The 20,510-nt window shown below is 70.8% G+C and carries 18 protein-coding genes and 1 riboswitch; of the genes, 17 read left to right on the top strand and 1 reads right to left on the bottom strand.

The window, feature by feature from the left end; genetic code table 11:
- The first annotated feature begins 1 nt into the window (after position 1).
- The 16 genes from OHS71_RS06660 to OHS71_RS06590 all read left to right on the top strand — a co-directional run bounded on the left by OHS71_RS06660 (position 2) and on the right by OHS71_RS06590 (position 16,800).
- Complete coding sequence (locus tag OHS71_RS06660; protein WP_443047157.1) at positions 2-847, top strand: glycosyltransferase family 2 protein; 846 nt, start codon at positions 2-4, stop codon at positions 845-847.
- A gap of 99 nt (positions 848-946) precedes the next feature.
- Positions 947-1,876, top strand: a complete 930-nt coding sequence (locus OHS71_RS06655; RefSeq protein WP_328477769.1) for an ABC transporter permease — start codon at positions 947-949, stop codon at positions 1,874-1,876.
- The gene (locus OHS71_RS06650; RefSeq protein WP_328477767.1) at positions 1,869-2,660 is read left to right on the top strand and encodes an ABC transporter ATP-binding protein; all 792 of its coding nucleotides are present in this window, start codon (positions 1,869-1,871) and stop codon (positions 2,658-2,660) included. The genes OHS71_RS06655 and OHS71_RS06650 overlap by 8 nt, the downstream gene beginning before the upstream one ends.
- A 360-nt stretch (positions 2,661-3,020) precedes the next feature.
- Complete coding sequence (gene hpnC / locus OHS71_RS06645) at positions 3,021-3,923, top strand: squalene synthase HpnC (RefSeq protein ID WP_328477765.1); 903 nt, start codon at positions 3,021-3,023, stop codon at positions 3,921-3,923.
- Positions 3,920-4,870, top strand: a complete 951-nt coding sequence (hpnD, locus tag OHS71_RS06640; RefSeq protein ID WP_328477763.1) for a presqualene diphosphate synthase HpnD — start codon at positions 3,920-3,922, stop codon at positions 4,868-4,870. The genes hpnC and hpnD overlap by 4 nt, the downstream gene beginning before the upstream one ends.
- Positions 4,870-5,022 carry a DUF6380 family protein gene (locus OHS71_RS41295; protein WP_366885638.1) on the top strand — a complete coding sequence of 51 codons (153 nt, stop codon included), beginning with the start codon at positions 4,870-4,872 and terminating at the stop codon, positions 5,020-5,022. The genes hpnD and OHS71_RS41295 overlap by 1 nt, the downstream gene beginning before the upstream one ends.
- The gene (hpnE, locus tag OHS71_RS06635) at positions 5,019-6,440 is read left to right on the top strand and encodes a hydroxysqualene dehydroxylase HpnE (RefSeq protein ID WP_328477761.1); all 1,422 of its coding nucleotides are present in this window, start codon (positions 5,019-5,021) and stop codon (positions 6,438-6,440) included. The genes OHS71_RS41295 and hpnE overlap by 4 nt, the downstream gene beginning before the upstream one ends.
- 110 nt (positions 6,441-6,550) lie before the next feature.
- Complete coding sequence (locus OHS71_RS06630) at positions 6,551-7,579, top strand: polyprenyl synthetase family protein (RefSeq protein ID WP_328484418.1); 1,029 nt, start codon at positions 6,551-6,553, stop codon at positions 7,577-7,579.
- Between the two features lie 116 nt (positions 7,580-7,695).
- Positions 7,696-9,717 carry a squalene--hopene cyclase gene (shc, locus tag OHS71_RS06625; protein ID WP_328477759.1) on the top strand — a complete coding sequence of 674 codons (2,022 nt, stop codon included), beginning with the start codon at positions 7,696-7,698 and terminating at the stop codon, positions 9,715-9,717.
- Positions 9,717-10,358 (top strand): phosphorylase family protein, encoded by a 642-nt coding sequence (locus OHS71_RS06620; RefSeq protein WP_328477757.1) that lies wholly within the window; start codon positions 9,717-9,719, stop codon positions 10,356-10,358. Before shc ends, OHS71_RS06620 begins: the two co-directional genes overlap by 1 nt.
- A 5-nt stretch (positions 10,359-10,363) precedes the next feature.
- Positions 10,364-11,386 carry an adenosyl-hopene transferase HpnH gene (gene hpnH, locus OHS71_RS06615; protein WP_328477755.1) on the top strand — a complete coding sequence of 341 codons (1,023 nt, stop codon included), beginning with the start codon at positions 10,364-10,366 and terminating at the stop codon, positions 11,384-11,386.
- Positions 11,387-11,390: 4 nt separating this feature from the next.
- Complete coding sequence (gene ispG / locus OHS71_RS06610) at positions 11,391-12,566, top strand: flavodoxin-dependent (E)-4-hydroxy-3-methylbut-2-enyl-diphosphate synthase (protein ID WP_328477753.1); 1,176 nt, start codon at positions 11,391-11,393, stop codon at positions 12,564-12,566.
- A gap of 30 nt (positions 12,567-12,596) precedes the next feature.
- Positions 12,597-14,519, top strand: coding sequence for a 1-deoxy-D-xylulose-5-phosphate synthase (dxs, locus tag OHS71_RS06605; protein WP_328477751.1), 1,923 nt, complete (start codon positions 12,597-12,599; stop codon positions 14,517-14,519).
- Positions 14,516-15,901, top strand: a complete 1,386-nt coding sequence (locus OHS71_RS06600) for an aspartate aminotransferase family protein (RefSeq protein ID WP_328477749.1) — start codon at positions 14,516-14,518, stop codon at positions 15,899-15,901. Before dxs ends, OHS71_RS06600 begins: the two co-directional genes overlap by 4 nt.
- Before the next feature lie 147 nt (positions 15,902-16,048).
- Positions 16,049-16,681, top strand: coding sequence for a helix-turn-helix domain-containing protein (locus tag OHS71_RS06595; protein ID WP_328477747.1), 633 nt, complete (start codon positions 16,049-16,051; stop codon positions 16,679-16,681).
- Entirely contained in the window at positions 16,678-16,800 is a 123-nt protein-coding gene (locus OHS71_RS06590) for a DUF6126 family protein (RefSeq protein WP_328477745.1), read from the top strand. Before OHS71_RS06595 ends, OHS71_RS06590 begins: the two co-directional genes overlap by 4 nt.
- A gap of 147 nt (positions 16,801-16,947) precedes the next feature.
- Here the strand turns inward: OHS71_RS06590 and OHS71_RS06585 are convergent, their stop codons facing one another.
- The gene (locus OHS71_RS06585; protein ID WP_328477743.1) at positions 16,948-17,745 is read right to left on the bottom strand and encodes a tyrosine-protein phosphatase; all 798 of its coding nucleotides are present in this window, start codon (positions 17,743-17,745) and stop codon (positions 16,948-16,950) included.
- 222 nt (positions 17,746-17,967) lie between these two features.
- On the opposite strand from OHS71_RS06585, the gene OHS71_RS06580 reads away from it, so the two are divergent.
- The gene (locus OHS71_RS06580; protein WP_328477741.1) at positions 17,968-20,043 is read left to right on the top strand and encodes an alpha-galactosidase; all 2,076 of its coding nucleotides are present in this window, start codon (positions 17,968-17,970) and stop codon (positions 20,041-20,043) included.
- A gap of 284 nt (positions 20,044-20,327) precedes the next feature.
- Positions 20,328-20,506: riboswitch (cyclic di-AMP (ydaO/yuaA leader) on the top strand.
- Positions 20,507-20,510: the final 4 nt, after the last annotated feature.

Genomic DNA, 20,510 nt, shown 5'->3' with positions numbered 1-20,510 from the left:
CATGGGCAACCGCCCCGACGAGCTGAGGGCGCTGCTCGACTCGGTCGCCAAGCAGGAGGGCGAGAAGGTCGAGGTGGTCGTGGTCGGCAACGGCTCGCCCGTCCCGGACGTCCCCGAGGGCGTCAGGACGATCGAGCTGCCCGAGAACCTCGGCATACCCGGCGGCCGCAACGTCGGCATCGAGGCCTTCGGTCCCAGCGGCCGCGACGTCGACGTCCTGATGTTCCTGGACGACGACGGCCTCCTGGCCCAGCACGACACGGCCGAACTGTGCCGGCGGGCCTTCGACGCCGATCCGGGGCTCGGCATCGTCAGCTTCCGGATCGCCGACCCGGACACCGGTGTCACCCAGCGCCGCCACGTACCCCGGCTGCGTGCCTCCGACCCGATGCGCTCCTCCCGGGTCACCACGTTCCTCGGGGGCGCCAACGCGGTGCGCACGAAGGTCTTCGCCGAAGTGGGCGGACTCCCGGACGAGTTCTTCTACGCCCATGAGGAGACCGACCTGGCATGGCGGGCGCTCGACGCGGGCTGGATGATCGACTACCGGCCCGACATGGTGCTGTACCACCCGACGACCGCGCCCTCGCGGCACGCGGTGTACCACCGCATGGTCGCCCGCAACCGCGTCTGGCTGGCCCGCCGCAACCTGCCCGCGCCGCTGGTCCCGGTCTACCTCGGGGTCTGGCTGCTGCTCACGCTGGCGCGGCGCCCGTCGGGGCCGGCGCTGAAGGCCTGGTTCGGCGGTTTCCGGGAAGGCTGGAGCACTTCGTGCGGACCTCGCAGGCCCATGAAGTGGCGTACGGTGTGGCGGCTGACACGACTGGGCCGGCCTCCGGTGATCTGACAAGCTCGTCCCTGAGGGCACCCCGGGCCGTACCGCGGGCCCCCCGGCTCATGCCGGCCTCGTCAAGGCCGCGCATCCCGAAGACGAAAGTTCCTACTTGTGAGTGAGACAACGCACGACGTCGGAGTTGTGGTGACCGCGCCTCCGTCGCCTGAGGAGGGCCTCACGGCGGCGCAGCTGGCCGCCAGGTACGGGCTGGCCGTGAGCGGCGCCCGGCCTCCGCTGGGGGAGTACGTCCGGCAGCTCTGGGGGCGTCGGCACTTCATCATGGCGTTCTCCCGGGCGAAACTGGCCTCCCAGTACAGCCAGGCCAAGCTCGGCCAGCTGTGGCAGGTGGCCACCCCGCTGCTGAACGCCGCCGTGTACTTCGCGATCTTCGGCCTGCTCCTCGACGCCGGCCGGGGGTTGGAGAAGGACGTGTACATCCCGTTCCTCGTCACGGGCGTCTTCGTGTTCATGTTCACGCAGAGTTCGGTGATGAGCGGCGTCCGGGCGATCTCGGGCAACCTCGGCCTGGTCCGCGCCCTGCACTTCCCGCGTGCCTCGCTGCCCATCTCGTTCGCCCTCCAGCAACTCCAGCAGCTGCTCTACTCGATGCTGGTGCTGTTCCTCGTGGTGATCGGCTCCGGCAGCTATCCGGACGCCTCCTGGGCGCTGGTCGTCCCGGTGCTGATCCTGCAGTTCTGCTTCAACTCCGGTCTGGCGCTGATCTTCGCCCGGGCCGGCGCGAAGACCCCGGACCTGGCGCAGCTGATGCCGTTCGTGATGCGGACGTGGATGTACGCGTCCGGCGTGATGTTCTCCATCCCGGTCTTCCTCGCGGACAAGCCGCAGTGGGTGGCCAACATCCTCCAGTGGAACCCGGCCGCCATCTACATGGACCTGATGCGCTTCGCGCTCATCGAGGAGTACGGGGCCGAGAACCTTCCCGCGCACGTCTGGGCGGTCGCGGGCGGCTGGGCCGTGGTCTTCGCCATCGGCGGCTTCGTGTACTTCTGGCAGGCGGAGGAGAGGTACGGCCGTGGTTGAGCCGCTCGCGGGGCAGCACCGCATCCCCACCGTCATCGCCGACGAGGTCCACATCGTCTACCGGGTCAACGGCGCCAAGGCCGGCAAGGGCAGTGCCACCGCCGCCCTCAGCCGTATCGTCAGGCGGGGTTCCGACGACACGGCACGCGGGGTGCGCAAGGTGCACGCGGTGCGCGGTGTCTCCTTCGTCGCCCACCGCGGCGAGGCCATCGGTCTGATCGGCTCCAACGGCTCGGGCAAGTCGACGCTGCTGCGCGCCATCGCGGGGCTGCTGCCGCCGGAGAGCGGCAAGGTCTACACCGACGGCCAGCCCTCGCTCCTCGGGGTCAACGCGGCCCTGATGAACGACCTCACGGGCGAGCGCAACGTGACGCTCGGCGGGCTGGCGATGGGCATGTCCCGGGAGCAGATCAAGCAGCGCTTCCAGGAGATCGTCGACTTCTCCGGCATCAACGAGAAGGGCGACTTCATCACCCTGCCGATGCGTACCTACTCGTCCGGCATGCAGGCGCGGCTGCGCTTCTCCATCGCCGCCGCCAAGGACCACGACGTCCTGATGATCGACGAGGCACTGGCCACCGGGGACGCGAAGTTCCGCAGACGCTCCGAGGCGCGGGTGCGGGAGCTGCGCGAGCACGCCGGCACCGTGTTCCTGGTCAGCCACAGCAACCAGTCCATCCGCGACACCTGCGACCGGGTGCTGTGGCTGGAACGGGGCGAACTGCGCCTGGACGGCCCGACCGAAGAGGTCATGAAGGAATACGAGAAGTTCTCGGGCAGGTAGCGCGAGTCGGCCAGGGCCCCACCGGAACTGTCCGGTGGGGCCCTGCGTCTGCAAAGGAAACGTCAACTCCGGGCCTGCCCAGGAATCTTGACGCCAATCGGTGTGTTCTTGTGATGTCCAGAACACCCCCGGGAACCTCGCCACGTTGTACAACGTAAGCTGGACCGGCCCCCGAAACGCGGCAAGTGGGGCGAAAACGCGCAGCGCCCACCGTAGGGGTCACCGCGCGAGCGGCCGGGCGGCGTGTCCGAAATAGTGCGTATTAGGTCGGCAGTGTAGAACGGGAGATGTGACGGCGATGGCTACGGAAACTCCCCAGCTCGACGCAGGCCGTGCCGTCCCCGCCTTGGGCGGTCGGCGATGACGGCACCCGCCGTGCCGCGCGTCGGCGACCCGGAGCGCGGCACGCTCGCCAAGGCCGCGGACGAGAACTTCCCCGTGGCCCCCTTCTTCCTGCCCCGGGCCTGGCGCGACGACCTGATGGCCGTCTACGGCTTCGCCCGGCTCGTCGACGACATCGGCGACGGCGACCTGGCACCCGGCGGCGCCGACGCCCGCCTGCTCGGGGTGCCGGACTCCGAGGCCGGGGACCGCCTCGTCCTGCTGGACGCCTTCGAGGCCGATCTGCATCGCGTTTTCGACGGCGCGCCCCGTCACCCCCTGCTGCGCCGCCTCCGGCCGACCGTCCGAAGCCGCTCGCTCGGCCCCGAGCCCTTCCTCGGTCTGATCGCCGCCAACCGGCAGGACCAGCTCGTCAGCCGCTACGAGACGTACGACGACCTCCTGGCCTACTGCGAACTGTCCGCCAACCCCGTCGGCCGCCTGGTCCTCGCCGTCACCGGCGCCGCCACCCCCGAGCGGATCCGCCGTTCCGACGCGATCTGCACCGCCCTCCAGATCGTCGAGCACCTTCAGGACGTCACCGAGGACCTCGGCCGTGACCGCGTCTACCTGCCCGCCGCGGACATGAGGCGCTTCCACGTCCGGGAGGCGGATCTGGCCGCGGGGACCGCGAGTGCGTCGGTGCGCGCCCTGATCGCGTACGAAGCGGAACGCGCCCGCGATCTCCTGAATGAAGGCGCCCCCCTGGTGGGTAGCGTTCACGGCAGGCTGAGGCTGCTGCTGGCGGGTTTCGTGGCGGGGGGAAGGGCGGCGATCAAGGCGATCGCCGCCGCCGGGTACGACGTGCTTCCCGGCCCGCCCAAGCCCGGCAGGATCCAGCTGCTGCGCGAGGTGGGCGTGACCCTGCGAGGAGAGGGGTGATCCGGGGCGTGGAGTCGTCACCGCACGTGTCCGCACCGGTACTCGCCGCCTACGGCTACTGCGAGACCGTCACCGGCCAGCAGGCCCGTAACTTCGCCTACGGCATCCGGCTGCTGCCCACCCCCAAGCGCCGCGCGATGTCGGCGCTGTACGCCTTCTCGCGCCGCGTCGACGACATCGGCGACGGCGCACTGGACGGCGAGGTCAAGAGCGCGAGGCTCGAGGAGACCCGGGTGCTGCTCTCCCGGGTCCGCGCGGGCGAGGTCGAGGAGGACGACACCGACCCCGTCGCGGTCGCCCTCGCGCACACGGCCCGTACCTTCCCGGTTCCGCTGCGCGGTCTGGACGAGCTGATCGACGGCGTGCTCATGGACGTGCGCGGCGAGACCTACGAGACCTGGGACGACCTGAAGGCGTACTGCCGCTGTGTGGCGGGCGCCATCGGGAGGCTCTCACTCGGGGTGTTCGGCACCGAACCGGGGGCGCGCGGCGCCGAACGCGCGCCGGAGTACGCGGACACGCTCGGGCTCGCGCTCCAGCTCACGAACATCCTCAGGGACGTCCGCGAGGACGCCGAGGGCGGCCGCACCTATCTGCCCGCCGACGACCTCGCGAAATTCGGCTGCTCGGCCGGGTTCGACGGGCCCGAGCCGCCGGAGGGCTCCGATTTCGCGGGCCTCGTGCACTTCGAGGTACGGCGGGCCCGCGCCCTGTTCGCCGAGGGCTACCGTCTGCTCCCGATGCTCGACCGGCGCAGCGGCGCCTGTGTCGCCGCCATGGCAGGCATCTACCGTCGTCTCCTCGACCGCATCGAGCGCGACCCCGAGGCCGTGCTGCGCGGCCGGGTCTCGCTGCCCGGACGGGAGAAGGCCTACGTGGCCGTACGGGGGCTCTCGGGCCTGGACGCCCGGCACGTGTCGCGGCAGGCCGCCAGGAGGCACATCTGATGGCCGCCACCGGTGACGAAGCGGGCCGATGCGATTCCGGCGGCGAAAAGCGGCACGCAACCCTCCGGTGCGGCGCGGCGTCCCTGACTGCGACGGCCAGCGGTGCAGCATTCAAGCACCACGGTCGGCCCGCACGGGAGGGTGCAGGATGAACGACGAGCAGCTCGCGGACGCCTCGCAGGCGTCCGGCTTCTCAGGCCGTACCGCCGTCGTCGTCGGGGGCGGCCTCGCCGGTGTGACCGCCGCGCTCGCGCTCGCCGACGCGGGCGTGCGCGTCACCCTGCTCGAAGGCCGGCCCCGGCTCGGCGGTCTCGCCTTCTCCTTCCGGCGCGGCGAACTGACCGTGGACAACGGACAACACGTCTACCTGCGCTGCTGCACCGCCTACCGCTGGTTCCTCGACCGCATCGAGGGCAGTGCGCTGGCACCGTTGCAGGACCGCCTCGACGTGCCCGTCGTCGACCTCGCCCGGCCCGAGGGAAGGCGGCTCGGCAGGCTGCGGCGCGACGCGCTGCCCGTACCCCTGCATCTGGGGCGCAGCCTCGCCACGTATCCGCATCTCTCGCTCGCCGAACGCGCCAGGGTGGGCCGTGCCGCTCTCGCGCTCAAGGGACTCGACCTCGCCGATCCGGCGCTGGACGCGCAGGACTTCGGCAGCTGGCTGACCGCCCACGGTCAGTCGGCGCGTGCCGTCGAGGCCCTCTGGGACCTGGTCGGGGTCGCCACCCTCAACGCGGTCGCGGGCGACTCCTCGCTGGGGCTCGCCGCGATGGTGTTCAAGACCGGCCTGCTGTCCGACCCGGGCGCCGCCGACATCGGCTGGGCGCACGTCCCGCTGGGCGACCTGCACGACCGGCTCGCGCGCAAGGCGCTCGACTCCGCGGGCGTGCGTACCGAGGTCCGTACACGCGTCACCTCCCTCTCTCCTGACGGAAACGGGACGTGGAGCGTTCAGGTTCCGGGCGAGACGCTCCGCGCCGACTCGGTCGTCCTCGCCGTACCGCAGCGCGAGGCGTACGACCTGCTGCCCGACGGGGCGCTCGACGAACCCGAGCGGCTGCTCGCGATCGGCGCCGCCCCCATCCTCAACGTGCACGTCGTCTACGACCGCAAGGTCCTCGACAAGCCCTTCTTCGCGGCGCTCGGCACACCCGTGCAGTGGGTCTTCGACCGCACCGGCGCCTCCGGTCTGCGCGAGGGCCAGTACCTCGCCCTCTCCCAGTCCGCCGCGCAGGACGAGATCGACGAACCCGTCGCCGCGCTGCGCGCACGCTTTCTGCCCGAACTTCAGCGGCTGCTGCCCCGCGCGCGCGGCGCCGAGGTGAGGGACTTCTTCGTGACCCGGGAGCGCACGGCGACGTTCGCCCCCGCCCCCGGCGTCGGGCGCCTTCGGCCCGGCGCCCGCACCAGAGCCCCCGGCCTGTACCTGGCCGGAGCGTGGACCGCCACAGGGTGGCCCGCGACCATGGAGAGTGCGGTCCGCAGCGGTGTGAGTGCGGCGGACGCCGCGCTGAGCGCCCTGGGCCGGCCCCGCCCCCGCCATCTCTTCGAGTTCGAGGAGGCGGCCTGATGCTCGATCAGCACGGCTCGGCACACCCCCGCACCCTCTCCGGCACCGCAACAAGAGGAGAAACTGTGCCCACTGTGCCCCCGGCCACGCCGGCCGCTCGCAGGACCGCGGTGGACGTCACCGCGCTCCTGGAGCGTGGCCGCACCCTGGCCACACCGGTGCTGCGGGCGGCCGTCGACCGTCTGGCGCCACCCATGGACACGGTCGCCGCCTACCACTTCGGCTGGATCGACGCCCAGGGCAACCCGACCGCCGGGGACGGCGGGAAGGCCGTGCGTCCGGCCCTCGCGGTGCTCTCCGCCGAGGTCACCGGGGCCGCCCCCGAGACCGGCGTCCCCGGGGCGGTCGCCGTCGAACTGGTCCACAACTTCTCGCTGCTGCACGACGACCTGATGGACGGCGACGAGCAGCGCAGGCACCGCGACACCGTCTGGAAGGTGCACGGCCCCGCCCAGGCCATCCTGGTCGGCGACGCCCTGTTCGCCCTGGCCGGCGAGATCCTCCTCGAACTCGGCACAGCGGAAGCGGCCCGCGCGACCCACCGGCTGACCGTCGCCACCCGTGCCCTCATCGACGGCCAGGCCCAGGACATCTCCTACGAGCACCGCGACCGGGTCAGCGTCGAGGAGTGCCTGGAGATGGAGGGCAACAAGACCGGCGCCCTGCTGGCCTGCGCCAGCTCCATCGGCGCCGTGCTCGGCGGCGCGGACGCGCGCACCGCCGACGCCCTGGAGAAGTACGGGTACCACCTCGGCCTGGCCTTCCAGGCCGTCGACGACCTCCTCGGCATCTGGGGCGATCCGGAGGCCACCGGCAAGCAGACCTGGAGCGACCTGCGCCAGCGCAAGAAGTCCCTGCCGGTGGTGGCCGCGCTCGCGGCGGGCGGTTCCGCCTCGGAACGGCTCGGGGACATCCTCGCCGCCGACGCGAAGAGCAGCGACTTCGAGACCTTCTCCGAGGGGGAGTTCGCGGCCCGTGCCGCTCTGATCGAGGAGGCGGGCGGCCGTGACTGGACCGCCGAGGAGGCGCGCCGCCAGCACACCGTCGCCCTGGACGCCCTGGACGCCGTCGACATGCCCGAGCAGGTGCGGGACCGGTTCACGGCGCTCGCCGACTTCGTCGTCGTACGAAAGAGATGATCCCTATCGGTCGAATAGCCCTCGCGTAGTCGCCGGCCGGTGTGCGGGGAGAAGCACCGGCCGACGGCGGACCCACAGCAGACGCAACGCCATGCACACTGCACGAAGGGGAAGCCATGACAGCGACGACCGACGGAAGCACCGGGGCCCTGCCGCCCCGCGCTGCCTCGGCCAGCGAAACCGACATCACCATCCCCGTGGCGGCCGGGGTACAAGAAGCCGCCGCACGCGCCATGCAACGCGCCACCGACTTCCTGCTCGCCGGGCAGGACGCCGAGGGCTGGTGGAAGGGCGACCTCGAGACGAACGTCACGATGGACGCCGAGGACCTGCTGCTCCGTCAGTTCCTGGGCATCCGCGACGAGGCCACCACCCGGGCCGCCGCGCTGTTCGTCCGCGGCGAGCAGCGCGAGGACGGGACATGGGCCACGTTCTACGGCGGCCCGCCCGACCTCTCCGCCACCGTCGAGGCGTATGTCGCCCTGCGGCTGGCGGGCGACGAGCCCGGGGCGCCCCACATGCGAAAGGCCTCCGAGTGGGTCCGTGAGCAGGGGGGCATCGCCTCCGCGCGGGTCTTCACCCGGATCTGGCTGGCCCTGTTCGGCTGGTGGAAGTGGGAGGACCTGCCCGAACTGCCGCCGGAGCTCTTGTTCTTCCCTAAATGGTTTCCCTTGAGCATCTACAACTTCGGCTGCTGGGCGAGGCAGACGATCGTGCCGCTGACCGTCGTGTCGGCCAAGCGTCCGGTGCGTCCGGCGCCTTTTCCGCTGGACGAGCTGCACACCGACCCCTCGAACCCCCACCCGCCCAAGCCCCTTGCACCGGTCAACAGTTGGGACGGACTCTTCCAGCGGCTCGACAAGGTGGTCCGCGGCTACCGGTCGGTCGCGGTGCGCAGGCTGCGCAGGGCCGCGCTGAACTCGGCGGCCCGCTGGATCATCGAGCGGCAGGAGAACGACGGCTGCTGGGGCGGGATCCAGCCGCCCGCCGTGTACTCCGTGATCGCCCTGCACCTGCTCGGCTACGACCTCCAGCACCCGGTGATGCGGGCGGGGCTGGAGTCGCTGGACCGCTACACCGTGTGGCGCGAGGACGGCGCACGGATGATCGAAGCATGTCAGTCGCCGGTCTGGGACACCTGCCTGGCGACCATCGCGCTCGCCGACGCCGGACTCCCCGCCGACCACCCGCAACTGGTCAAGGCCGCCGACTGGATGCTCGGCGAGCAGGTCGTGCGGCCCGGCGACTGGTCGGTGCGCAGACCGCAACTCCCGCCCGGTGGCTGGGCGTTCGAGTTCCACAACGACAACTACCCCGACATCGACGACACCGCCGAGGTCGTCCTCGCGCTGCGCCGGGTCAAGCACCACGACCAGGAGCGGATGGACCGGGCCGTCGCGCGAGGGGTGCGCTGGAACCTCGGGATGCAGTCGAGGAACGGGGCCTGGGGCGCCTTCGACGTCGACAACACCAGTCCGTTCCCCAACCGATTGCCGTTCTGCGACTTCGGCGAGGTCATCGACCCGCCGTCGGCCGATGTCACCGCGCACGTCGTCGAGATGCTGGCGGTCGAGGGGCTCTCGCACGACCCGCGCACCCGGCGCGGCATCGAGTGGCTGCTCGCCGAACAGGAGCCGGACGGTTCGTGGTTCGGGCGCTGGGGCGTCAACTACATCTACGGCACCGGGTCGGTGGTGCCCGCACTCACCGCCGCGGGATTGCCCGCCCAGCACCCCGCGATCCGGCGGGCGGTCGGCTGGCTGGAGCGGGTGCAGAACGACGACGGCGGCTGGGGCGAGGACCTGCGCTCCTACCAGGACGCGGTCCGCTGGAGCGGCCGGGGCGCCTCGACGCCCTCGCAGACCGCGTGGGCCCTGATGGCGCTGCTGGCGGCCGGGGAGAAGGACTCCGGGGCCGTCGAGCGGGGTGTCGCCTGGCTGGCCCGGACCCAGCGGGAGGACGGCTCCTGGGACGAGCCCTACTTCACCGGCACCGGCTTCCCGTGGGACTTCTCGATCAACTACCACCTCTACCGGCAGGTCTTCCCGCTGACCGCGCTCGGCCGGTACGTCCACGGAGAGCCGTTCAGCAAGAAGCCCGCCACGCTCGCGGCTTCCACCGAGGTCAAGGGGAGCTGATGAGCACACCGCCCGTCCCGGCTCCGCTGCTGATCGCCTGCGCCCTCGGCATCGAGCACCTCGCCCTGCGCATGGGCGACCGCGGCGGAGCCGACGGGCCGGTCACCGTGCTGCGGACGGGCATGGGACCGAAGGCGGCGGAGCGTGCCGTCACCCGTGTCCTGGCGGATCCGGTGTTCGCCGGGGCGGCCGTGCTGGCCACGGGCTTCTGTGCCGGCCTCGCGCCCGGCATGCACCCCGGCGACCTGGTCGTCGCGGAGGAGACCCGCGACCCGCGCGGCGGTGTCCCCTGCGTCGGCACCGAACTGCTCGTCAAGGAACTGGTGCGTACCCTGCCGGGGCGCACCGTCCACACGGGGCCCCTCACCGGCTCCGACCACGTGGTTCGCGGTCACGAGCGGGCCGACCTGCTCGCGACCGGTGCGATCGCCGTCGACATGGAGTCGGCGGCCACGCTCCTGAGCGCCGTGCGCGGGGACCTGCGCCCGGTTGCGGCCGTCCGAGTGGTCGTGGACGCTCCTGAACATGAACTGGTCCGGATCGGCACGGTGCGCGGTGGAATATCGGCTTTCCGTGTCCTTCGCTCCGTCCTGCCTGCTTTTTTCGAATGGCACCGTAATGTTCTGCTCCCCCGGAGGTGAGCCACATGGCCATGCCGCTGCGCCAGTCAATCAAGGTCGCTACATATCTGGCTGAACAGAAGCTCCGCAAGCGGGACAAGTTCCCGCTCATCGTCGAGCTGGAACCCCTCTTCGCCTGCAACCTCAAGTGCGAGGGCTGCGGCAAGATCCAGCATCCGGCGGGAGTGCTCAAACAGCGCATGCCGGTCGCCCAGGCCGTGGGCGCGGTGCTGGAGTCCGGCGCGCCGATGGTGTCGATCGCGGGCGGTGAGCCCCTGATGCACCCTCAGATGGACGAGATCGTGCGGCAGCTGGTGGCCAAGAGGAAGTACGTGTTCCTCTGCACCAACGCCATGCTGCTGCGGAAGAAGATGGACAAGTTCACGCCCTCGCCCTACTTCGCCTTCGCCGTGCACATCGACGGGCTGCGGGAGCGGCACGACGAGTCGGTGGCCAAGGAGGGCGTGTTCGACGAGGCCGTGGCGGCCATCAAGGAAGCCAAGCGACGGGGCTTCCGGGTGACCACCAACTCGACGTTCTTCAACACCGACACCCCGCAGACCATCATCGAGGTGCTCAACTTCCTCAACGACGACCTCAAGGTCGACGAGATGATGATCTCGCCCGCCTACGCCTACGAGAAGGCTCCCGACCAGGAGCACTTCCTCGGTGTGGAGCAGACCCGCGAGCTGTTCAAGAAGGCGTTCTCGGGCGGCAACCGGCGGCGCTGGCGCCTCAACCACTCGCCCCTCTTCCTCGACTTCCTCGAGGGCAAGGTCGACTTCCCGTGCACGGCGTGGGCGATCCCCAACTACTCGCTTTTCGGCTGGCAGAGGCCCTGCTACCTGATGAGCGACGGGTATGTGCCGACGTACCGCGAGCTGATCGAGGAGACGGACTGGGACAAGTACGGCCGCGGCAAGGACCCGCGCTGCGCCAACTGCATGGCGCACTGCGGCTACGAGCCCACGGCCGTCCTCGCCACCATGGGCTCCCTGAAGGAGTCCCTGCGCGCCATGCGGGAGACCGTCAGCGGGAACCGGGAGTGACGGCGTGAGCGCCGTCTCGCTGGGCGTCCCCGGGATGCCGGTCCGGCCGGTGGCGTCGCGCCGCAAGAGCCGGCGGATCCAGGTCGGGTCCGTGGCGGTGGGTGGGGACGCTCCGGTGTCGGTGCAGTCGATGACGACGACCCGTACCTCCGACGTGGGTGCGACGTTGCAGCAGATCGCCGAGCTCACGGCGTCCGGTTGTCAGATCGTGCGGGTCGCCTGTCCCACGCAGGACGACGCGGACGCGCTGGCGACGATTGCGCGGAAGTCGCAGATCCCGGTGATCGCGGACATTCATTTCCAGCCGAAGTACGTGTTCGCGGCGATCGAGGCGGGTTGCGCGGCGGTGCGGGTGAACCCGGGGAACATCAAGCAGTTCGACGACAAGGTCAAGGAGATCGCGGAGGCGGCGAAGGCGCACGGCACGCCGATCCGGATCGGGGTGAATGCCGGGTCGCTGGACCGCCGTCTGCTTCAGAAGTACGGCAGGGCGACTCCGGAGGCGCTCGTCGAGAGTGCTCTGTGGGAGGCGTCGCTGTTCGAGGAGCACGGTTTCCGTGACATCAAGATCTCGGTCAAGCACAACGACCCGGTGATCATGATCGAGGCGTACCGTCAGCTTGCCGCGCAGAGCGACTATCCGCTGCACCTGGGGGTGACCGAGGCGGGTCCGGCGTTCCAGGGGACGATCAAGTCGGCGGTGGCTTTCGGTGCGCTGCTGTCGCAGGGCATCGGTGACACGATCCGGGTCTCCCTGTCGGCTCCGCCGGTGGAGGAGGTCAAGGTCGGCAACCAGATCCTGGAGTCCCTGAACCTGAGGCAGCGGGGTCTGGAGATCGTGTCGTGTCCGTCCTGCGGGCGGGCGCAGGTCGATGTGTACAAGCTGGCCGAGGAGGTCACGGCGGGTCTGACGGGGATGGAGGTTCCTCTTCGTGTCGCGGTGATGGGCTGTGTCGTCAACGGGCCCGGCGAGGCCCGGGAGGCCGACCTGGGCGTCGCCTCCGGCAACGGCAAGGGGCAGATCTTCGTCAAGGGCGAGGTCATCAAGACCGTCCCCGAGTCGAAGATCGTGGAGACCCTCATCGAGGAGGCCATGAAGCTGGCCGAACAGATGGAACACGACGGCGCCGCTTCCGGCACCCCCGGCGGCACGGGGAAACCGGCAGTGACGGTGAGTTGAAGCAAGGCACGGACCTGGAGGGGGCCCGACGTGACGATCCTGGAGAAGATCCGGCAACCACGCGACCTGAAGGCGCTGTCCGAGGCGGAACTCGGTGAACTGTCCGAAGAGATCAGGGAGTTCCTGGTGCAGGCGGTCGCCAGGACAGGCGGCCACCTGGGGCCCAATCTGGGTGTCGTCGAACTGACCGTCGCGCTCCACCGGGTCTTCGAGTCGCCGGTCGACCGCATCCTGTGGGACACCGGCCACCAGAGCTATGTGCACAAGCTCCTGACCGGCCGTCAGGACTTCTCCAAGCTGCGCGGCAAGGGCGGGCTGTCCGGCTATCCGTCGCGCGAGGAGTCCGAGCACGACGTCATCGAGAACAGCCATGCCTCCACCGCGCTGGGCTGGGCGGACGGCCTCGCCAAGGCCCGCCAGGTGCAGGGCGGGAAAGGCCATGTGGTCGCGGTCATCGGCGACGGCGCGCTCACCGGCGGCATGGCCTGGGAGGCGCTGAACAACATCGCGGCGGCCAGGGACCGGCCGCTGATCATCGTCGTCAACGACAACGAGCGCTCGTACGCGCCGACCATCGGCGGACTCGCCAACCACCTGGCGACCCTGCGCACCACCGACGGCTACGAGAAGGTGCTGGCCTGGGGGAAGGACGTACTGCTGCGCACGCCGGTCGTCGGCCACACGGTCTACGAGTCGCTGCACGGGGCGAAGAAGGGCTTCAAGGACGCGTTCGCGCCGCAGGGCATGTTCGAGGACCTCGGCCTGAAGTACGTCGGCCCGATCGACGGCCACGACCTCAAGGCCGTCGAGTCCGCGCTGCGGCGGGCCAAGCGATTCCACGGGCCCGTGCTGGTGCACTGCCTGACCGAGAAGGGCCGCGGGTACGAGCCCGCCCTCGCGCACGAGGAGGACCACTTCCACACGGTCGGCGCGATGGACCCCCTCACCTGTGAGCCCCTCACGCCTGCCGGAGGACCCTCCTGGACGTCCGTCTTCGGCGACGAGATCGTGGCGATCGGAGAGGAGCGCGACGATGTCGTGGCGATCACCGCGGCGATGCTGCACCCGGTCGGGCTGGGGAGGTTCGCCGCCCGCTTCCCGGACCGCGTGTGGGACGTCGGCATAGCCGAGCAGCACGCGGCCGTGAGTGCGGCCGGCCTGGCGACCGGTGGCCTGCACCCCGTCGTCGCCGTCTACGCCACCTTCCTCAACCGGGCCTTCGACCAGCTGCTGATGGACGTCGCCCTGCACCGCTGCGGTGTCACGTTCGTGCTGGACCGGGCCGGGGTCACCGGTGTCGACGGCGCTTCCCACAACGGCATGTGGGACATGTCGGTGCTCCAGGTCGTCCCCGGTCTGCGGATCGCCGCGCCGCGCGACGCCGAGCAGCTGCGCGCGCAGCTGCGGGAGGCGGTCGCGGTGGACGACGCGCCGACGCTGGTCCGCTTCCCGAAGGAGTCGGTCGGACCGGAGGTCCCGGCCGTCGGCCGGGTCGGCGGTATGGACGTCCTGCACAGGGGCGACCGCGCGCAGGTCCTCCTGGTGGCCGTCGGTGTCATGGCGCCGGTCTGTCTCCAGGCCGCCGAGCTGCTGGAGGCCAGGGGCATCGCCTGCACGGTCGTGGACCCCCGCTGGGTCAAACCCGTCGACCCCGCGCTGCCCGGCCTTGCCGCCGAGCACCGGCTGGTGGCCGTCGTCGAGGACAACAGCCGCGCCGCCGGCGTCGGATCGGCGGTGGCGCTGGCCCTTGGCGACGCCGAGGTCGACGTACCCGTACGGCGGTTCGGGATCCCGGAGCAGTTCCTCGCGCACGCCAAGCGCGGCGAGCTGCTCGCCGACATCGGCCTCACGCCCGTCGAGGTGGCCGGCCGGATCAGCGCGAGCCTGGCCGTCAAGGACGTCGGGTCCGTCGGCGCTCCGGCGGCCGGCGAAGTCAAGGAGAAAGCGGAATGACGACGGAGTTCGACCTCGGCGCACTGCTGGCCGCGCGCGGAGCCGAGCGTTACGAGCTGCACGGCAAGCACCTCAACCACCAGCTGCCGCGCATGCTGCGCACGATCGGCTTCGACAAGGTCTACGAGCGCGGCGAGGGCGCGTATTTCTGGGACGCGGACGGCAACGACTACCTGGACATGCTCGCCGGGTTCGGGGTGATGGGGCTCGGCCGGCACCACCCCGTCGTCCGCAAGGCGCTGCACGACGTCCTCGATGCCCGGCTCGCCGACCTGACCCGCTTCGACTGCCAGCCGCTTCCCGGGCTGCTCGCCGAGAAGCTCCTCACGCACAGCCCGCACCTGGACCGGGTGTTCTTCGGCAACAGTGGCACGGAGGCGGTGGAGACGGCGCTGAAGTTCGCGCGGTACGCCACCGGCAGGCCGAGGGTCCTGTACTGCGACCATGCCTTCCACGGCCTCACCACGGGCTCGCTCTCCGTGAACGGCGAGTCGGGGTTCCGGGACGGGTTCGCGCCCCTGCTGCCCGACACGGCGGTCCCGCTGGGCGACCTGGACGCCCTGGCCGGTGAGCTGCGCAAGGGGGACGTCGCCGCCCTGATCGTCGAACCGATCCAGGGAAAGGGCGTGCACGAGGCTCCGCCCGGCTATCTGCGCGCCGCCCAGGAGCTGCTGCACCGGCACAAGGCGCTGCTGATCGCGGACGAGGTGCAGACCGGGCTCGGCCGGACCGGTGACTTCTACGCGTACCAGCACGAGGACGGCGTCGAACCCGACCTGGTGTGCGTGGCCAAGGCGCTGTCCGGGGGGTACGTGCCGGTCGGCGCCACGTTGGGCAGGGACTGGATCTTCAAGAAGGTCTACTCGTCGATGGACCGGGTGCTCGTGCACTCGGCGAGCTTCGGGTCCAACGCGCAGGCCATGGCGGCCGGGCTCGCGGTGCTGTCCGTACTGGAGAACGAGCAGGTCGTGGCCAACGCGCGGGTCACGGGCGACCTGCTCAGGTCCAGACTGGCGGCACTGGTCGACAAGTACGAGCTGCTGGCCGACGTCCGCGGCCGGGGTCTGATGATCGGCATCGAGTTCGGCAAACCCCGATCGCTGAAGCTGCGCAGCCGGTGGGCCATGCTCCAGGCGGCGCGCAAGGGACTGTTCGCCCAGATGGTGGTCGTACCGTTGTTGCAGCGGCACCGGATCCTCACCCAGGTCTCCGGTGACCATCTGGAGGTGATCAAACTGATCCCGCCGTTGATCATCGGTGAGCCGGAGGTCGACCGGTTCGTCGACGCCTTCACCGCCGTGATGGACGACGCGCACGGCGGCGGCGGGCTGATGTGGGACTTCGGCAGGACGCTGGTGAAGCAGGCGGTGGCCAACCGCTGAGCGGACGACCGCGCGAGCGGCCGTCCCTGTCGCTGCGGGACGCGGCGTCGACGGGCCGGCGGGCCGGTGCGCACGCGCCTCCGGCCGGCTTTTGCCTCTGGGGCAACAGATTTGCCGCAGAGGCAATCCGGGGGGTGAAATGGGTGCATGAGCCCGCCCCAGTCCGAGCCCCCGGCGGAACACGCCGAGGCTCTCCCCGCCGTCGCCCCCCAGCTGCGTGCCCTGCGCCGCCGGGCCGCCCTCACCCTGGAGGCCGCGGCCCGCGCCGCCGGGCTCTCGCCCGCCCATCTCTCCCGCCTGGAGACCGGGCAGCGCCAGCCCTCGCTGCCGATGCTGCTCGCACTCGCCCGCATCTACGGTACGACCGTCTCGGACCTGCTCGGCGAGACGGTCGCCGACCGGGACGCCGTCGTCCGCGCCGCCGACATGGAACCGACCCGTGCGGGCGGCTGGACGTACTGGCAGGCCGGCGCCTTTGGCCGCGGGATGCAGGCCCTGCGGGTCCTCGTGCCGTACGGCTCCCAGCCGGACGTCGTGCGCGTACACCCCGGGGAGGAGTGGCTGCACGTCCTTCAGGGGCGGCTGCGGCTGCGCCTCGGGGACACCACGGACCTGCTCGGGCCCGGTGACAGCGCGCACTTCGACTCGCTGACCCCCCACCGCATCGCCGCCCAGGACGACGACGGCGTCGAGCTGCTGTTCGTCCACACCCTGTTGCAGAGCCCCACGGCCACCCTGTGCCTGGGCCCGACCCCTTCGGACATCGGAGAGACACCATGAGCGACATCGAGGAGAAGTTCCCCCGCACCCTCTGGATCCGGCTGATCATCTACATCGCCGTCGGGCACCTCTTCGCGGGGTTCCTCTGGCTGCTGTTCGAGGTGGGCGCCAACCAGTAGAGCCCGAGGGCCGGGTGGGGCGCGGTGCGGGCCGGTGGGGCCCGGTCGGGGACATCGACCCGGTACGGCCCGGCCGACCCGTCGGGTCCCGGGGTGTGGTCCGGGTGCCGCGCGGGTGTCTTCGGGCCAGGGCGCCGGACCACGGCGTCAGTCGAGCAGCCGGTCCCGCAGCCGCTCGCGGGTCGCCGGAGTGATCCCGAGGCCCTGCTCCAGATAGGCGTCGACGCCTCCCCAGGTCGCCTCGATGGTCTCGAAGGCCGCGTCGAGGTACTCGGCGCGCGCGTCGAAGAGGGGGCCGAGCAGCTCCATGACCTCGGGGGAGTAGGCGGCGGAGGAGGTCCCGCTGCGGCGCACCACATAGCGGCGGTGCTTGGCGTTGGACTCCAGGTAGTCGGCGAGGATCGCCTCGCGCTCCACGCCCACGGCCAGCAGCGTCACCGCGACGGACAGGCCCGCGCGGTCCTTGCCCGCCGCGCAGTGCATCAGCGCCGGGACGCTGTCCTCGGCGAGCGAGCGCAGCACACGCGCGTGCTCGGCCGTGCGCTTCCTGATGATCGAGCGGTAGGAGGCGATCATCCGGCCGGCCGCCTTGCCGTCGCCGAGGATCGCGCGCAGCTGGTCGAGCTCGCCGTCCCGCACCATCTTCCAGAACTCGGCGCCGTCCGCCGGGTCCGACAGGGGCAGGTTCACATTGCGCACGCCCGGCAGCTCGACGTCCGGGCCCTCCAGCTTGTGGTCGGCGGCGTTGCGGAAGTCGAAGATCGTGTGCAGGCCCAGACCCGCGAGGAACGCGGCGTCCTCGTCGGTCGCGTGCGCGAGATGGCCGCTGCGGAACAGCACGCCGTGCCGCACCCGCAGGCCGTCGACGGTCGGCAGGCCGCCCACATCCCGGAAGTTGCGCACCCCGGCCAGCTCGGGCTCGGTCGACGGGACCTGCTGCGTCACGAAAGCTCCCTCCCTGTCGGGTCCGCGTCGGCGCGGCTCCGTGGCCGACGGGACACCTCCTCGACCATACGACATGGATTCCCGGGGCAACGAGTTGCCCACGGGCCGGTGCCCCGCACGTCTGACCAGGTGAAGAGTCGACCGGGGAAAGTTGCCCAGGGGGCCGACCGCATTCGATGATGTTGGTGCTTGATCGCACCTGTTCGAATTAGTGGGGGTTTGATGCCCGAGATCGCCGACAATGGCCGCACCTGGCTCCTTTCGGGGCCGACGAGCAGCTACGCCCTCCACCTCACCGAGGCCGACGAGCTGGTCCACCTGCACTGGGGCCCGGGCATCGCGCTCGCGGACGCCGAGGCGCTGGCCGCCCTCCCGCCGTCGCAGCGCGGGGCGTCCTTCGAGGCCCCGCTCGACGGCCGCGAGGAGTATCCCGTCGAGGGCGGCCCCCGCTTCGTCCGGCCGGCCCTGTCCGTGCGCACCGACGAGCGGCGCGGCACCGAGTGGTCCTACGAGGGCTTCGAGGCCGACGCCGAGGAGCTGCGCCTGCGGTTCCGCGACGCCGGTCTCGCCCTCACGCTGCACTACCGGATGCGGGGCGACGTCGTCGAGCGCTGGACGACCCTGCGCAACGAGGGGGAGGGGGCGTTGGAGCTGCTGCGCGCCGACTCCGCCACCTGGACCCTGCCCGAGCGTGACGACTGGCGGCTCTCCCAGCTGCACGGCCGCTGGGCCGCGGAGTCCCGGCTCACGCGATCTCCCCTCACCTACGGTGAGAAGGTCATCGGCAGCCGCCGCGGGCACACCGGGCACCAGCACCTGCCGTGGGTCGCCCTGGACACGGACGCGACGGAGGAGCGCGGCGAGGTCTACGGCTGCGCCCTCGGCTGGTCGGGTTCCTGGCGGATCGCCGTCGCCCAACTCCCGGACGCGCGCGTGCAGATCACCGGAGGCGTGGGGTACGACGACTCGGGCCTGCTGCGGCTGGCGGCGGGGGAGTCCTTCACCACGCCGGTCTTCGCCGGCCTGTGGAGCGACGCCGGCTTCGGCGGCGCGAGCCGCACCTGGCACGCCTACCAGCGCGCCCACATCGTCCCGGACGCCGGACAGGACCGGCCGGTGCTGTTCAACTCGTGGGAGGCGACCTACTTCGACATCTCCGAGGAGCAGCAGGGCATGCTCGCCCGGCGGGCCGCCGCGATGGGCGTGGAGCTCTTCGTCGTCGACGACGGCTGGTTCGGGGCGCGCACCGGTGACCATGCCGGGCTCGGCGACTGGCGGCCCAACCCGGACCGTTTCCCGAACGGGCTGAAGCCCCTGGCCGACCAGGTGCACGCCCTCGGCATGCAGTTCGGCATCTGGGTCGAGCCGGAGATGGTCAACCCGGACAGCGAGCTGTACCGGGCCCACCCCGACTGGGTGCAGTTCCAATCCGGACGAAAGCGTACGGAGTTCCGCAATCAGCTCGTACTGAATCTTGCGCGTGAGGACGTCCAGGAGTATCTCTGGGAGCAGCTTCACGGGCTCCTCTCCAGCGCGCCCGTCGACTATGTGAAGTGGGACTTCAACCGCTGCTTCACCGACGCGGGCTGGCCGGACGACCCCTACCCGCAGCGTCTGTGGGTCGACCACGTGCGTGCCCTGTACGGCCTTCTGGACCGGCTGCGGGCCGCGCATCCCGGGGTGGCCTTCGAGTCCTGCTCGGGCGGCGGCGGCCGCATCGACCTGGGGATCATGAGCCGCACCGACCAGGTGTGGACCTCCGACAACACCGATCCGCTCGACCGGCTCGACATCCAGCACGGCTTCAGCCAGATCCACCCCGCCCGGGTCATGGCGGCCTGGGTCACCGACAGCCCCAACACGCAGCTCAACGGCAGGGTCAGCTCGCTGCGCTTCCGGTTCGTCAGTGCCATGGCCGGGGTGCTCGGCGTCGGCGGAGATCTCTCCGAGTGGAGTGAGGAGGAGCTCGCCGAGGCGCGCGGGTGGGTGGAGCTCTACAAGGAGATCCGGCCCCTCGTGCAGCATGGCGACCTCTACCGGCTGCGGCCCCCGGCGGGCGGCCTGAGCGCCGTCCAGTACGTGCGCGGCGACGAGTGCGTCGTCCTCGCCTGGCTCCAGGCGCAGCGGTTCGGCGAACCGGTGCCGGCGCTGAGGCTGCGCGGACTCGACCCGGCAGCGTCGTATGAATGCCGTGAAACGGGTGAAGTCCACCGGGGTGCGGTCCTGCTGCATCACGGGCTGCGGGTGGGACTGCGGAGCGACCTCGATGCGACGGTTATCCGTCTGCGTCGCATCTGAGGCATCTGCCCGAATTAGTTCCTTCGTTACAACTCGCTCTGAAATGACGGAACCTGGAGAACCGTCACGTGAGCAGCGTCATATTCGTGACCGTGCGTCGTCGGTCATGTTCACGTAATGCGCGGGCATTCATGGGTGGTTGGTGGTACGCGAGTGTCTTCTTCAACGGAGTGTGACCGGGGATTCCCACCGAGGATCAAGCGAAACGCGTGAACCGTGCAACCTCTGCTTGTCCCTGTGCGTCCGAGTCGCTTACGTTCCACACCAATCCGGACGGACGCCGAATCCTGCCACCGCCCGGATCCCGCACACTCACCCGTGCATGGCAGGAGCGGGGGACCCACAGGCAGTACTGCCTGTTCCGGTCTCCGGAACAGGCTTTGGGGTAAAGCCGCGCCTCGGCGCGGCCGGGCATCTCCAGTCCGCACCCGACAGCTCACCTCGCAGGCGCCGGAGAGGAATTCGCC

Origin of the sequence: Streptomyces sp. NBC_00377, assembly GCF_036075115.1 — a bacterium.
Taxonomy (GTDB): domain Bacteria; phylum Actinomycetota; class Actinomycetes; order Streptomycetales; family Streptomycetaceae; genus Streptomyces.
The sequence above is the reverse complement of the archived record's forward strand: the minus strand, read 5'-3'. Positions and strand labels throughout refer to the sequence as shown.

Coding starts and splice junctions, on each gene's coding strand:
- hpnH (WP_328477755.1), top strand. CDS start 10,364: ATGGCCATGCCGCTGCGCCAGTCAATCAAGGTCGCTACATATCTGGCT.
- OHS71_RS06600 (WP_328477749.1), top strand. CDS start 14,516: ATGACGACGGAGTTCGACCTCGGCGCACTGCTGGCCGCGCGCGGAGCC.
- OHS71_RS41295 (WP_366885638.1), top strand. CDS start 4,870: ATGGCCGCCACCGGTGACGAAGCGGGCCGATGCGATTCCGGCGGCGAA.
- shc (WP_328477759.1), top strand. CDS start 7,696: ATGACAGCGACGACCGACGGAAGCACCGGGGCCCTGCCGCCCCGCGCT.
- OHS71_RS06595 (WP_328477747.1), top strand. CDS start 16,049: ATGAGCCCGCCCCAGTCCGAGCCCCCGGCGGAACACGCCGAGGCTCTC.
- OHS71_RS06580 (WP_328477741.1), top strand. CDS start 17,968: ATGCCCGAGATCGCCGACAATGGCCGCACCTGGCTCCTTTCGGGGCCG.
- OHS71_RS06660 (WP_443047157.1), top strand. CDS start 2: ATGGGCAACCGCCCCGACGAGCTGAGGGCGCTGCTCGACTCGGTCGCC.
- hpnC (WP_328477765.1), top strand. CDS start 3,021: ATGACGGCACCCGCCGTGCCGCGCGTCGGCGACCCGGAGCGCGGCACG.
- OHS71_RS06620 (WP_328477757.1), top strand. CDS start 9,717: ATGAGCACACCGCCCGTCCCGGCTCCGCTGCTGATCGCCTGCGCCCTC.
- OHS71_RS06590 (WP_328477745.1), top strand. CDS start 16,678: ATGAGCGACATCGAGGAGAAGTTCCCCCGCACCCTCTGGATCCGGCTG.
- hpnE (WP_328477761.1), top strand. CDS start 5,019: ATGAACGACGAGCAGCTCGCGGACGCCTCGCAGGCGTCCGGCTTCTCA.